Genomic DNA, 12,990 nt, shown 5'->3' with positions numbered 1-12,990 from the left:
CGCGGAGCGTGGGCTCCGCGGCGGCGTTCCGGGTGTCGCGTGGATCAGTGGGTACGCGCCGGCGGCCGGCCGCCGAAGCCACGCCGGTCGTCGCGCGGCCGGTCGTCGCGGACCCGCCCCTCGGGACGGAACCCGCCCCGGCGGTCGGCGCCGCGCTGGTCACCGGCGGCCGCGCCGAAGCGCCGCTCGCCCCGGTCACCGAACGGGCGCTCGCCCTGCGGGCGGTCGCCGAAGGACTGCCCGCCCCGGGCGTCCCGGTCACCGAAGCGGCGCTCGCCGCCCCGGGACGTGTCCCGGTCGCCGAACCGCTCGCCACCCGGACGCTCGGCCCGGTCGGCGAAGCCCCGGTGGCCCCGGTCGCCGAAGCCCCGGTCACCGGTCGGGCGGTCGGCCCGGCCGTCGAAGCGCCGCTCGCCCCGGTCGCCGTAGGTCCGCTCGCCGGTCGGCCGGTCGCCGTAGCGCCGCTCGCCGGTCGGCCGGTCGCCGTAGCGCCGCTCGCCGGTCGGCCGGTCCCCGTAGGTTCGCTCGCCGGTCGGCCGGTCGCCACGGCCGTCGAAGCGCCGCTCGCCGGAACGCCCGTCGCGGGAGTCGCCCTGCGACCGGTCGCCGAAGCTCCGGTCGCCGGTCGGCCGGCTGTCGAAGCGCCGCTCGGGCCGGTCGAAGGACCGCTCGCCGCGCGCGTCACGGTCACCGAAACGACGGTCGCCGTACGACTGCTGGCGGTCGCCGTAGCGGCGCTCGCCGGTGGGCCGGTCGCCGAAGCGACGACCGTCCCGGTCACCGGAGCGGCGCTGGCGCGGCTCCGGCTCCTCCCGCACCGGGACGCCGCTGGGCTCGCGGGCGCCGGTCAGTTCGGTGAGCGCGGCGTCGCCGGCCCGGACCCGGCTCTCGGCCGGCGCGACGCCGGCCTTCTCCAGCATGGCCAGGGTGGTGCGGCGCTGCTTGGGCAGGACCAGCGTGGCCACCGCGCCCGACTCGCCCGCCCGGGCGGTACGACCCGCGCGGTGCAGGTAGTCCTTCGGGTCCTTCGGCGGGTCCACGTGCAGCACCAGGGTGACCCCGTCGACGTGGATGCCCCGGGCGGCCACGTCGGTGGCGACCAGCACGTTCATCCGGCCCTCGCGGAACTCGGCCAGGGTCTTGGTACGCATCCGCTGGGTCTTGCCCCCGTGCAGGCCACCGGCCCGTACGCCGACCGCGGCCAGCTGCTCGACCAGCCGGTCCACGCCGAGCTGGGTGCGGGCGAAGACCATGGTCCGACCGTCCCGCGCCGCGATCGAGGCCGCCACGGCGAACTTCTCGTGCGGCGGGATCAGCAGCATGTGGTGGTCCATGGTGGACACCGAGGCGGTGGAGGGTGCGGTCGAGTGGGTGACCGGGTCGGTCATGAACCGCTTGACCAGCGCGTCCACGTCACCGTCCAGGGTGGCCGAGAAGAGCAGCCGCTGCGAGCCGGCCGGCGTCTTCGCCAGCAGCTCGGTGACCTCGGGCAGGAAGCCCATGTCGGCCATCTGGTCGGCCTCGTCGAGGACGGTCACCTCGACGTCGTCGAGGTTGCACACCCCCCGGGAGATGAGGTCGCCGAGCCGCCCCGGGGTGGCCACGACGATCTCCACGCCGCGGCGCAGCGCGTCGACCTGCCGGTCGTACGGCACGCCGCCGACGGCCGTCTTGAGGAAGATCCCGACGGCCTTGCCGAGCGGCATGAGCGCGTCGTTGACCTGCATGGCGAGTTCCCGGGTGGGGACCAGGACCAGGGCCCGCGGGTGCAGCGGCCGGGCCCGGTTGCGCTCGGCGAGCCGGCCGATCAGCGGCAGGCCGAAGGCGAGGGTCTTGCCGGAGCCGGTCTGGCCCCGGCCGAGCACGTCCCGGCCCGCCAGGGCGTCCGGCACGGTGGCCCGCTGGATCTCGAACGGGGCGGTGATGCCCTGCCGGGCGAGCGCCGCGACCAGCGGCTGGGGCAGACCCAGGTCGGCGAAGCTGACGTCGGCGGTGGGAGCGTCCTCGACCGGCAGGTCGAGGGCGGACGGAATGGTGCCGGGAGCAGTGGAGGTGGTCAAGAAATGCCTTTCGAGCGGGGCGCATCTTCGCGATGGCCCGCCGCAGCTGTACGCCGCCGAATCGCCCGCAAGATCGCCCATGGGCGCGCGCCACGCGCGCCAGGTCAGTGATCAGACCCAGTGTACGGCGCTCCGGCGACGTCGCCAGTCGACCGCGACGGGGTAGTGGGCGGGCTCACCCCGACCCGACGCCGCCCGGTGGCGGCCGCCGGAGGCCGGACCGGCCCCGGCTCAGCTGCTGAGGACGTTGCCCACCAGCCCGTCCATGGCGTCGTTGGCGACCAGCACGACCAGCACGCTGATCGCCACGAGCAGCCCGAGGGACGCGGCCAGCACCAGCACCACCCGGGTGGTGTTGGAGCGCTGGGTGGGCGTGTCGGCCCAGCCCTGGGCGAGGATGTGCCCGGTCAGCGAGCCGGAGTTCTCCAGCGGGTTGCCGGCCGGGAAGGAGACGGTCGAGTAGCCCGGGCCGTCGGTGCCGCCGTACGCGGTGCTGGCCAGGTCCTGGCCACCCCGGTACGGGGTGCCCCGCGGCGGGGCGGGTGCCGCGCCGGCCGTACCGGGAGCGGAGTGGTCGGCCGTGCTGGACGGCGGCCGGGCCGGCAGGGCCGGTGCCGGCACGACCGGCGGGGCGGAGACCGTCGCGGCGGGCCCGACGGGCGGCGGCGGGGTGACGGCCGGGGGCGCCGAGGCTGGTGGGGCCGGTGGGGCCGGTGGGGCGGCGGGCGGGGCGCTCACCGGAGCCGAGGCGCGGAACGGCGGCGTGGCGGCCGGCGGAGCGCTGACCTGGGCCGAGGCCCGGTACGGCGGCGCGGAGGTGGGTGCGGTGCCGGCCGGCGGCGCGGAGGTGGGTGCGGAGAGCTTGGTCCCGGCGGGCATGGCCGGCGGCGGTGGGAATGGCGGCGCCGGCATCGGACCGGGCGGTGGCGGAGGCGGTGGCACCGGCGGGCCGGGCGGTGGCACCGGAGGTCCGGGGACCGGTGGGACCGGGCCGGGCGGCGGGGTGGGTCGGGGACCGGGTGGCGGGCCGGGCAGCGGCGGCACCGGCGCGGGGAACGGGCCGGGTGCCGGGGGTTCCGGCACCGGCGCGGGCGGGACCGGGTGCGGGGCCGGCTCGGGTGCCGGTTCGGGTTCGGGGGTGGGCGGGGTCGGCGGCTTGGCCGGCTCCGGGGGCTGGGCCGGCTCGGGCGGCTCGGGGTTGACCGGCGTCGACCGGTAGACGGTGGCCGCGCCGGCGCCGGCCCGTGCCACCGCGCCCGCCGCGGCTCCGGCGGCCTCCTCGGCGGAGATCCGGCTCAGCCCCGGCACGACGGCGCTGGCCCGGGCCGACGACCGCTGCCCGGGCACGGCCTGGGCGCGCGCCGGGTCGGACTGGGGAACCGGGCCGCCCGGGTCGTCCGTGCCGCCCGCGTCGGCACCGGGGGTGTCGGTGGACGAGGCGCCCGCGCGGTAGGTGGTGGCGGTGGCGGGGATCGCCGGCCGGGCGTCGCCCTCGGGCGGCGCGGTGACCGTGGCGACGCTCGCGCGGGCCCGGGCGAGCAGACCGGCCGACGGCGCGTCGACGGCGGAGGGCGCCGGGTCGGAGGCGGGCGGCGTCTCGGCGGACGACCTGTCGGTGGGCCGGCCCGGGGAGGACCCACCCACGGCGGAGTCGGGCACGGATCCGCCGTCGACCGTCTCCGCCGGAACCTTGTGCTCGGTCATGCTCGCCTCCGCGCCCCCACTCGCCTCCGGGAACCCGTGACGCGGGACCGGAAGTGTCTCGATGTCACGGTGCCACATTCCACCCCGGTGGCACAGCCGGAGCGGGTACGGGCCCCCGGTGCGGACCGCCCGGCTCAGCCGGCGGTGCTCGCCGAGGCCGAGGCCGAGCTGCTCTCCTGCGGGGTCGCGCTGCTGGCCGCGGTGCTCGGCGAGGCGCTGGTGACCACCGGGCTCGGGGTCGCGGAGCTCGACGTGCTCGCAGTCGGCGTCGGGGTGACCGACGGGGTCGGCGAGGGCGGCGTCGGCGTCGGCGTCGGGCTCGCGGGCGGGGTCGTCGGCGGGGTCGTCGGCGGCGTGCTCGGCGGCGGGAGCGTCGGCCGGGTGGGCCTCGGGGTGGGCTTCACCGGCGGCTTCGTGGGCGGCTTCGAGGGGGAGGGCGTGGGCTTGGGAGCCGGCGTGGTCGGGGCCGGTGCCGGGGTGGTGGGCGCGGGGACCGCTCCGACCACCCGGGTGGCGGCGTAGAGCCCGGACCAGCGGACCGTGGAGATCTTGACCACGTCGCCGCTCCGCGGCGCCTGGACCATCTTGCCGCCGCCGAGGTACATCCCGACGTGGTGGATCGTCGTCCAGCTGCTGCCCGAGGCGAAGAAGAGCAGGTCGCCGGGGAGCAGCGCGGCGCGGTCGACGGTCCGTCCCCGGGTGGCGAAGTACTGGTCCCGGGAGACGCGGGGCAGGTCGTAGTAGCCGGCGGACCGGTAGGCCGCCCACATCAGCCCGGAGCAGTCGAACCGGTCCGGGCCCTCGGCGGACCAGAGGTAGGGGTCGCCGAGCTGCGCCAGCGCGTACTTGACGGCGGCCAGGGCCTGCGGGCTGGCGATCAGCCCGGTGCTGCTCTGCCCCTCGACGTAGCCGGCGCCCAGCCGCTGCTCGGCGGCGTCCCGCTGCCGCTCCAGCTCGATCAGGCGGGCCTTGTTCTCCGCGCGGAGACCGATCAGCTTCGTCTCGTTGTCCCGCAGCGACCGCTGCGCCGTGGCGACGGTGGTGTCGAGCCGGCCGACCCGCTCCTCGACGGCGGTCAGCGTCCGGGCGGCCAGCTCCCGGGCCGTCTTCGCCCGGGACAGCTCGCCGGTGGCGGCGGTGGTCGCGGCCTCGGCCTGCTCGCCGCGGGAGAGTCGCTGGAGGACGCTGAGCCCCTGGAGGTCGCGGGCGAGTTCGCCCGGCGGCAGGGCGGCGCCGGCCTTGAAGGCGTCCGTGGCCGTGGCCTCGGCGCGCGCCTGGGCGGTGACCAGCGCCGTCTCGGCGGCGGCCAGCTCACGCTGCGCGGTGGCCAGCTCGGTGCGGGCGTCGGTGAGCTGCTGGTTCAACTCGATCAGCTCGGTGCCGAGCCGACCGTTCTCCGCCTCCAGGGCGTCGATCCGGGCCACCAGCGGGTCGGCGGCGAGCCCGCCCACCGGCAGGGTGGTGGCGCCGGGCAGCACGCCCGGGAAGCCGCCCGCGGCGCCGGTCGGCGGGGCGCCCGGCAGGCCGGAGCCGGCCCCGGGCAGCCGCAGGCCGCCGGCCGCGACGGGCCGCGAGCCGGTGTCCGGCACGACGTTCGGCAGGGCCGGATCGGCGTACGCGGGGGTGGCCATGGCCATCGCCGCGACCGCGCCGAGCAGGGCCGACCAGAGCGCCGGCCGCAGCACCGGCGAGATCACCGGACCGCCGTGTCGTCGCCGCCGCCCGTGCCCGCTGTCGACCATTTGGCTCCCCGTCCGGCGTCGTACCCGTCGCGCGTTGGTGGGCGCGGCGAGCGGGACGCTACCAGTGTGTGTCGTGCCCCACCCTGTCTTACCTCACCGAGGCAGCGATGTCGATGCGTGGCCCGGTCACGGATACCTGAGAGTCCGGTGAGGTAGGTCGCGGCGGGTCCCCGTCCTGCCGACCGGTCGGTGGGCCGACGTAGGCTCGACCGGGACCGCAGGCGGAAGGGACGTGGCTTTCGATGGACGCCGGACTCAAGCGTGAGCTCGAAGCGAAGGTGTACGCCGGGGAGCGGCTGACCCGTGAGGACGGGATCGCCCTCTACGACAGCGACGACCTGTCGTGGCTGGGCCGGCTGGCCCACCACCGGCGCACCGAGCTCAACGGCGACCGGGTCATGTTCAACGTCAACCGGCACCTCAACCTGACCAACGTCTGCTCCGCCTCCTGCGCCTACTGCTCCTTCCAGCGCAAGCCGGGGGAGAAGGACGCGTACACGATGCGCATCGACGAGGCCGTGCGCAAGGCCAAGGAGATGGAGGACGAGCAGCTCACCGAGCTGCACATCGTCAACGGCCTGCACCCGACGCTGCCCTGGCGCTACTACCCGAAGGTGCTGCGCGAGCTGAAGGCGGCGCTGCCGAACGTCAAGCTCAAGTGCTTCACCGCCACCGAGGTGCAGTGGTTCGAGAAGATCAGCGGCCTGAGCGCCGACGAGATCCTCGACGAGCTGATGGACGCCGGCCTGGAGTCGCTCACCGGCGGCGGCGCGGAGATCTTCGACTGGGAGGTCCGGCAGCACATCGTCGACCACGCCTGCCACTGGGAGGACTGGTCGCGGATCCACCGGCTGGCGCACTCCAAGGGCATGAAGACCCCGTCGACGATGCTCTACGGCCACATCGAGGAGCCCCGGCACCGGGTCGACCACGTGCTGCGGCTGCGCGAGCTCCAGGACGAGACCGGCGGCTTCGCGGTCTTCATCCCGCTGCGTTACCAGCACGACTTCGTCGACTCGGCGGACGGCAAGATCCGCAACCGGATTCAGGCCCGGACCACGATGGCCTCGCCGGCCGAGTCGCTGAAGACCTTCGCGGTCTCCCGGCTGCTCTTCGACAACGTTCCGCACGTGAAGTGCTTCTGGGTGATGCACGGCCTCTCGGTCGCCCAGCTGTCGCTCAACTTCGGCGTGGACGACCTGGACGGCTCGGTCGTCGAATACAAGATCACCCACGACGCCGACTCGTACGGCACGCCGAACACGATGCACCGGGACGACCTGCTGCACCTGATCTGGGACGCCGGTTTCCAGCCGGTCGAGCGGGACACCCGCTACAACGTGGTCCGCGAGTACGACAAGGCCCCGTCGCTGGCCGAGCGTCGGGCCGAGCCGCAGCAGGTCTGGGCCTGACCGGCCGTATCCTCGAATGACGATGACCGAGCAGCGGAGCGGGTTTCCCCGACGGGACGCCGAGGGGCGCATCCTCACCCTGGGCGACCTGCTCGGCATCGGTCTGGCCGGGTGGGTCGTCGGCGTGCTCGCGTTGGCGTTGTTCGACTGGGCCTTCGCCCTGATCGGCACGGCCGAGTTCGGGCGTACCAACGGGTGGCTCGCGATGATCCTGCCGGCCTGGCTCTTCTGGGACGACTTCCGCGCCTGGGACTTCGGCGCGGCGCGGGTGGTCGGGGCGCTGCTGGCGGCCGCGCTCGGGGTGGTCGCCGGCCTGGTGGTCGCCGGGCTGGCCGGCGGTCTCGCGCCGCTGTTCACCGGCGGCCTGGCCGCGCTCGCGTTCACCCTGGTGTACGCGGTGGTCTGGTTCCCGAGCGTGCACTGGCTGGCCCGACGGACGGGCTGAACACGGCCCCGGGGTCACCCGGTGCGTGGAGAGGGAGTGGGAACGTGAGCGCGGCGGTCAAGTACACGCTGGGCCGGATCGGGCTGTTCGTCGTGGTGGTGGCGGCGCTCTGGCCGACCGGGATGAACGTCTTCCTGAAGCTGATGCTGGCGTTGGTGTTCTCCGCGGCGGCCTCGTTCTTCCTGCTGCGTACCTGGCGGGACGAGATGGCCGAGGAGATGGCCGCCGCCGCCGAGCGCCGGCGGGCCGACAAGGAGCGGCTCCGGTCCGCGCTCGCCGGCGACGACCAGCCGGACGGAGAGGCGCCCGGCGAGCGCCGTTGACCGGGCCCGACACGCTGCGCACGACCGGCGGATCTTCGCTGGACACGGGGCTGCGGGATGGTCCCTGTTGCCGCTAGGGTCCTCGCTCGTGGGATTCCTTGACAAGATCAACGGGTGGCAGACGAAGGTGTTCGTCTGGATCGGTCTACCCGTCATCGTCGCGATCGGCGTGATGCTCGGCGCCTTCGACCTCGTACCGGCCTGGGAGGCCAAGTCCGGCGGTGGCACGCCGGGCACCTTCACCGCGGTGGAGGAGGACTGCGGCCGGCGTAGCTGCACCTGGCACGGGGACTTCGTGGCCACCGAGGGGGGTGCCCGCCGCGCCGACGTCATCCTCTACGACGCCCCCGACGGGCTCGCCGACGGCGACACCGCTCCGGCTCTCGACAGCGGCGCCCGCAAGGGCGTCTTCTCCACCACCGGCGGCTCCACCTGGCTGCTCGTCACGGGGCTGACCCTGGCCGGCGCGGCAGCCGCGGTGGCCCTGGTGCTGATCATCGTGCGTAAGCTGCGGCGCCGCCGCGAGGCCGACCTGCCCGACCCATTCCCGGTCACCCCGGCGCGGGGCTGAACCGACCGGCGGGCCCGGCACCGAGGTGCCGGGCCCGCCGCCTGTCGGTCACCAGTTGGTGGAGCCGGCGACCACAGGCCAGGGCACCTCGACCGGCTTGATCAGGTAGGCGATGCCGCCCGATCCGCTGCCGACGCCGCCGGAGGCGGTGGTCCGCTTCGTCCGCAGCCAGATCTGCTCGAACTGGGTGCGCGGGTAGACGTGCCGCACCGCGTCGTTGCTCGGCGAGGCGGGGTCGTTGGCGATCACGTCGCCGTCGGCGGTGAAGCCGACCACCACCATCAGGTGTCCCGAGGTGCCGTAGCCGGCCCCGTCCAGCTCGCTGGCGAGGAAGGACTGGCTGGTCACCACCGGGATGCCGGCGGCGATGAAGTGTTCCAGCTCGTCCAGTGAGTGCAGCCGGGTGACCCGCCCCTCCAGCCCGGCGAAGCCGGCCGCGTACGCCGTGTTGAACGGCCAGTTGCCGGCGCCGTCGTACTGGTGGTCGTAGGTGGACCGGGCGGCGTGGTTGACCGTCGGGTCCGGGTAGGACGGGTCCACCCACGACACGTCGGCGGCGGACGGCTTCCGGCCCCAGTATTCGACCACCATCTCGGTCGAGGTGGGCGAGCACCAGGCCTCGCCGCCGCCGTCGTACTCCGGGTAGTGGCCGGTGTGGACGTTCTGCGAGTAGCGGGGGACGGCCAGCTCGGTGCCCCAGGCGATCCCGCCGGCGCTGGGCGGCACGGTGAACCGGTCCGGCACCGTCGAGCCCATCGCACCGACCATCCGCACCGTCGGCGAGGCGCTGCCGGCCGGGTCGCGGTAGAGGGTCAGCCGCAGCTCGTACGCCCGCAGCAGCACCCCGGCGGTGGCGTCGTCGACGGCCAGGGTGTCGGTCCAGACGGTGGTGGTGCCGTCGCCCTGCCGGTCGACGCTGGTCCGCTTGATGTCGGCGTCGCCGGAGGCCCAGCGGCCCAGCACGTACCAGGGGGAGCGGTCGCCGGTGGTGTAGGTGCCGCGCGCCTCGACCTGGATCCAGGTGCCGGCCGGGGTGTCGGCGTTCCAGGACGCGACGAGTTCGGTGGCGGCGAAGCCGAGATCGGTGACCGGGGAGGTCCACGTCCCGTACGCCCAGCTCCGCTTGCTCTTGCCGTGCGGGTCCTTGTAGAGGGTGGTGCCGACGGGCGTGCCGAGGGTCAGCCCGGCGGGGGTGACCCGGGTGCCGGCGGCGGTCCCGGACCGCCAGTCGGTGTCGCCGGCCCAGTCCTGCCAGGTGATCTGCTCGTCGTGGGCCGGGGGGGCCACCGGGTCGGCGGTGGCGGGGACGCCGGCGCCGAGGAGGGTGAGGGCGGTGACGCCGGTGAGGGCCACCGTGCGTAGGGGTGTGCTGGCCATGGCAACTCCGCGAGGTGAGGGCATCGTTGCCGTTCACTGTCGCGCCTGGCGGGAAGTTGCGCCAGAGGTCTACGCGGAGAAAATTTTTGCCGAGATGAGGATCCGGCTGACATGGAGCACGACAACGACAGATGTTGATATGACCATGTGACTGCTGGTGAAGTGTGCGGACAACGGGGATCCCCGTCCTCCGAGGAGGTTGTCCATGGCCTTCCGCACCTCAACCCTCCGACGCCGCCTGGCGCTGGCCGTCGCGGCCGGGCTCGGCGTCGTCGCCGTCGCCACCGGGCCGGTCTCCGCGCGGCCCGCCCCCGACCCCGAGCCAACCGCCACCGGCTACCGGGTGCTCGGCCCGCGCACCTTCGCCGACCGGGACGCCGTCGCCCGCACCGGCGCCGCGATCGACTACTCCGAGCACGGCGTGCTGCACGTCTCCGCCACCCGCGCCGAGGCCGCGGCGATCAGCCGGCTCGGTTTCCGGCTCGAGCGCGAGGCCGTCCCCGACCGGCACGACCACGGCGAGGCCGGCACCCTGGCCTTCCCGCCCGCCGACTCGGCCTACCACGACTACGCCGAACTGACCGCCGTGGTGAACCAGGCCGTCGCGGACCATCCGGCCATCGCCCGCAAGATCAGCATCGGTACGTCGTACGAGGGCCGCGACCTGATGGCGGTGAAGATCTCCGACAACGTCGGCACCGACGAGAACGAGCCGGAGATCCTCTTCAACGCCCAGCAGCACGCGCGCGAGCACCTGACCGTCGAGATGGCGATCTACCTGCTCAACCTCTTCACCGACAGCTACGGCAGCGACTCCCGGATCACCAACGTCGTCAACTCTCGGGAGATCTGGATCGTGCCGACGGTCAACCCCGACGGCAGCGAGTACGACATCGCCACCGGGTCGTACCGGTCCTGGCGGAAGAACCGGCAACCCAACAGCGGCTCCACCGCCGTGGGTACCGACCTGAACCGCAACTGGTCCTACCAGTGGGGCTGCTGCGGCGGCTCGTCCGGCACCCCCTCGTCGGACACCTACCGCGGCCCGTCCGCCTTCTCCGCCCCGGAGACCCAGGCCCTGCGCAACTTCGTCAACAGCCGGGTGGTCGGCGGAAGTCAGCAGATCAAGGCCAACATCGACTTCCACACCTACTCGCAGCTGGTGCTCTGGCCGTTCGGCTACACCACCGCGAACACCCCCACCGGGATGAGCGCCGACCAGTACAACACCTTCGCCACCATCGGCCAGCAGATGGCGAACACCAACGGGTACACCCCGGAACAGTCCAGTGACCTGTACGTCGCCGACGGCACCAGCATCGACTGGATGTGGGGCACGCACGGCATCTGGGCGTACACCTTCGAGATGTACCCGGGCTCGGCCACCGGCGGCGGCTTCTACCCGCCGGACGAGGTGATTCCCGCCCAGACCTCCCGCAACCGGGACGCGGTGCTGCTGCTCTCCGAGTACGCCGACTGCCCGTACCGGGCGATCGGCAAGCAGGCCCAGTACTGCGGCGGCGGGGGCGGCACCACCGTCTGGTCGGACACCTTCGAGACCGCCACCGGCTGGACCGTCAACCCGGCCGGCACCGACACCGCCACCACCGGGGCGTGGGAGCGGGGCGCCGCCCAGGCCACCAACTCCTCCGGGGCCAAGCAACTGGTCCCGTACGCCGGGAGCAACGACCTGGTCACCGGCCGGCTGGCCGGCGCCGCGGCGGGTGACTACGACGTCGACGGCGGGGTGACCAGCGCCCGGTCCCCGGCGGTGACCCTCCCGTCGACCGGCACGCTGACCCTCTCGCTGGCCTGGTACCTGGCCCACGGCTCGAACGCCTCGTCGGCGGACTACCTGAGAGTCAGCGTGGTCCACAACGGCGGCACCACCACCCTGCTCAACCAGGCAGGAGCCGCCACCGACCGGGACGCCGCCTGGGCGGTGGCGAACCTGAACCTCAGCCCGTACGCCGGACAGTCCGTGCGGATCGTGGTGGAGGCCGCCGACGCCCCCGGCGCCAGCCTCGTCGAGGCGGCTGTGGACAACGTCACCATCACCGCCTCGTGAAACCGGGTGGGGCCCCGTTCCGCCCCCGTCGGGGCCCCACCCACCCCCCTCCCGTCGGGACGATCTCCGCTGGTCGTGCGCTACCGTGGCACCGACCACCCCGCAGCGAAGCCGGTGCGAAACCGGCGCTGTCCCGCAACTGTGATGCCCCACCACGGTCCCCGGCCCCGCCGGAGCCACCCCGGCGCCCGGCCCGACAGGCCGGCGCCGTCGTGTGTGGGGACGAGCCAGGTCGCCTGCGGCTGGTCGCGACACGCGCTCTCGAGGAAGGGCGCCTCGCGGACGGGTACGCAAGCGTTCCCTGTCGGCGAAGCACCAGGCTCCTCGACCGACAGGAGGACCGATGTCCCGACGTACCCCCCGGCTCTTCGCCGCGACCCTCGCGGTCGCCGCGCTGGCCCTCGGCGCCTGCGCCGAGAAGACCGCCGACGACACCCCCGCCGCCGGCAGCGGCTCCGCGACCGCCACCTTCCCCGCCACCGTCGGCAAGCTGACGCTGGAGAAGCGCCCCGAAAAGATCGTCTCGCTCTCGCCGAGCGCGACCGAGATGCTCTTCGCCATCGGCGCCGGCAAGCAGGTCACCGCCGTCGACGACAACTCCAACTTCCCGGCGGACGTGCCGAAGAGCGACCTCTCCGGCTTCCAGCCCAACGCGGAGGCGATCGCCGGCAAGAACCCCGACCTGGTGGTGCTCTCCAACGACACCAACAAGATCGTCGACCAGCTCACCACGCTGAAGATCCCGGTGCTGCTCACCCCGGCGGCGGCCACGCTCGACGACACCTACCGGCAGATCACCGACCTGGGCACGCTGACCGGCCACCCCACCGAGGCCGCCGACGTCACCCGGCGGATGAAGGACGACATCGCCAAGCTCACCAAGGACCTGCCGCAGCGGTCGAAGAAGCTGACCTACTACCACGAGCTGGGCCCGGAGCTGTACAGCGCGACCAGCAGGACCTTCATCGGCTCGATCTACACCCTGGCCGGCCTGGAGAACATCGCCGACCCGGCCGACGCCGACGGCGGCAGCGGCGGCTACCCGCAGCTCTCCCAGGAGGTCATCGTCAAGTCGAACCCCGACTTCGTCTTCCTCGCCGACACCAAGTGCTGCCAGCAGAGCCCGGAGACGGTCAAGGCGCGCAGCGGCTGGGCCGGGGTCACCGCGGTGAAGAACAACCAGATCGTGCCGCTCGACGACGACATCGCCTCCCGCTGGGGCCCGCGCGTGGTCGACCTGCTCCGGTCGATCGTCGACGCCACCGCCAAGGTGCCGGCGTGACCCTCA

Annotated in this window: 10 protein-coding genes; 6 read left to right on the top strand and 4 right to left on the bottom strand. The window is 74.0% G+C overall.

Features of this window, described 5'->3' with window-relative positions; all coding sequences use genetic code 11:
- Nucleotides 1-44 precede the first annotated feature (44 nt).
- From V6U79_RS07410 to V6U79_RS07400, 3 genes are all read right to left on the bottom strand, one after another.
- Nucleotides 45-2,141, bottom strand: a complete 2,097-nt coding sequence (locus tag V6U79_RS07410; protein WP_334614020.1) for a DEAD/DEAH box helicase — start codon at nucleotides 2,139-2,141, stop codon at nucleotides 45-47.
- A 150-nt stretch (nucleotides 2,142-2,291) separates the two neighbouring features.
- Nucleotides 2,292-3,764 (bottom strand): flagellar biosynthesis protein FlhF, encoded by a 1,473-nt coding sequence (locus V6U79_RS07405; protein ID WP_334614019.1) that lies wholly within the window; start codon nucleotides 3,762-3,764, stop codon nucleotides 2,292-2,294.
- A gap of 134 nt (nucleotides 3,765-3,898) precedes the next feature.
- Nucleotides 3,899-5,506, bottom strand: a complete 1,608-nt coding sequence (locus V6U79_RS07400) for a C40 family peptidase (protein WP_334530998.1) — start codon at nucleotides 5,504-5,506, stop codon at nucleotides 3,899-3,901.
- A gap of 242 nt (nucleotides 5,507-5,748) precedes the next feature.
- Between V6U79_RS07400 and mqnE the strand changes: the two genes are divergently transcribed.
- The 4 genes from mqnE to V6U79_RS07380 all read left to right on the top strand — a co-directional run bounded on the left by mqnE (nucleotide 5,749) and on the right by V6U79_RS07380 (nucleotide 8,257).
- Nucleotides 5,749-6,918 (top strand): aminofutalosine synthase MqnE, encoded by a 1,170-nt coding sequence (gene mqnE, locus V6U79_RS07395; RefSeq protein ID WP_334531001.1) that lies wholly within the window; start codon nucleotides 5,749-5,751, stop codon nucleotides 6,916-6,918.
- 22 nt (nucleotides 6,919-6,940) lie between these two features.
- Nucleotides 6,941-7,363, top strand: coding sequence for a hypothetical protein (locus tag V6U79_RS07390; RefSeq protein WP_334531004.1), 423 nt, complete (start codon nucleotides 6,941-6,943; stop codon nucleotides 7,361-7,363).
- A 44-nt stretch (nucleotides 7,364-7,407) separates the two neighbouring features.
- Nucleotides 7,408-7,686 carry a DUF4229 domain-containing protein gene (locus V6U79_RS07385; RefSeq protein ID WP_334531007.1) on the top strand — a complete coding sequence of 93 codons (279 nt, stop codon included), beginning with the start codon at nucleotides 7,408-7,410 and terminating at the stop codon, nucleotides 7,684-7,686.
- An 88-nt stretch (nucleotides 7,687-7,774) separates the two neighbouring features.
- Nucleotides 7,775-8,257, top strand: a complete 483-nt coding sequence (locus V6U79_RS07380) for a hypothetical protein (RefSeq protein ID WP_334614018.1) — start codon at nucleotides 7,775-7,777, stop codon at nucleotides 8,255-8,257.
- A 48-nt stretch (nucleotides 8,258-8,305) separates the two neighbouring features.
- On the opposite strand, the gene V6U79_RS07375 is transcribed toward V6U79_RS07380, so the two are convergent.
- Nucleotides 8,306-9,634 (bottom strand): C39 family peptidase, encoded by a 1,329-nt coding sequence (locus V6U79_RS07375; protein ID WP_334614017.1) that lies wholly within the window; start codon nucleotides 9,632-9,634, stop codon nucleotides 8,306-8,308.
- A 205-nt stretch (nucleotides 9,635-9,839) separates the two neighbouring features.
- Here V6U79_RS07375 and V6U79_RS07370 point away from each other — a divergent pair, with 205 nt between their 5' ends.
- Complete coding sequence (locus V6U79_RS07370) at nucleotides 9,840-11,702, top strand: M14 family metallopeptidase (RefSeq protein WP_334531016.1); 1,863 nt, start codon at nucleotides 9,840-9,842, stop codon at nucleotides 11,700-11,702.
- A gap of 343 nt (nucleotides 11,703-12,045) precedes the next feature.
- The gene (locus V6U79_RS07365; RefSeq protein ID WP_334531019.1) at nucleotides 12,046-12,984 is read left to right on the top strand and encodes an ABC transporter substrate-binding protein; all 939 of its coding nucleotides are present in this window, start codon (nucleotides 12,046-12,048) and stop codon (nucleotides 12,982-12,984) included.
- Nucleotides 12,985-12,990: the final 6 nt, after the last annotated feature.

Source organism: Micromonospora psammae (assembly GCF_036902725.1).
Lineage (GTDB): Bacteria > Actinomycetota > Actinomycetes > Mycobacteriales > Micromonosporaceae > Micromonospora.
Note: the sequence above shows the minus strand (reverse complement) of the source record. Positions and strands in the feature narration are given on the sequence as shown.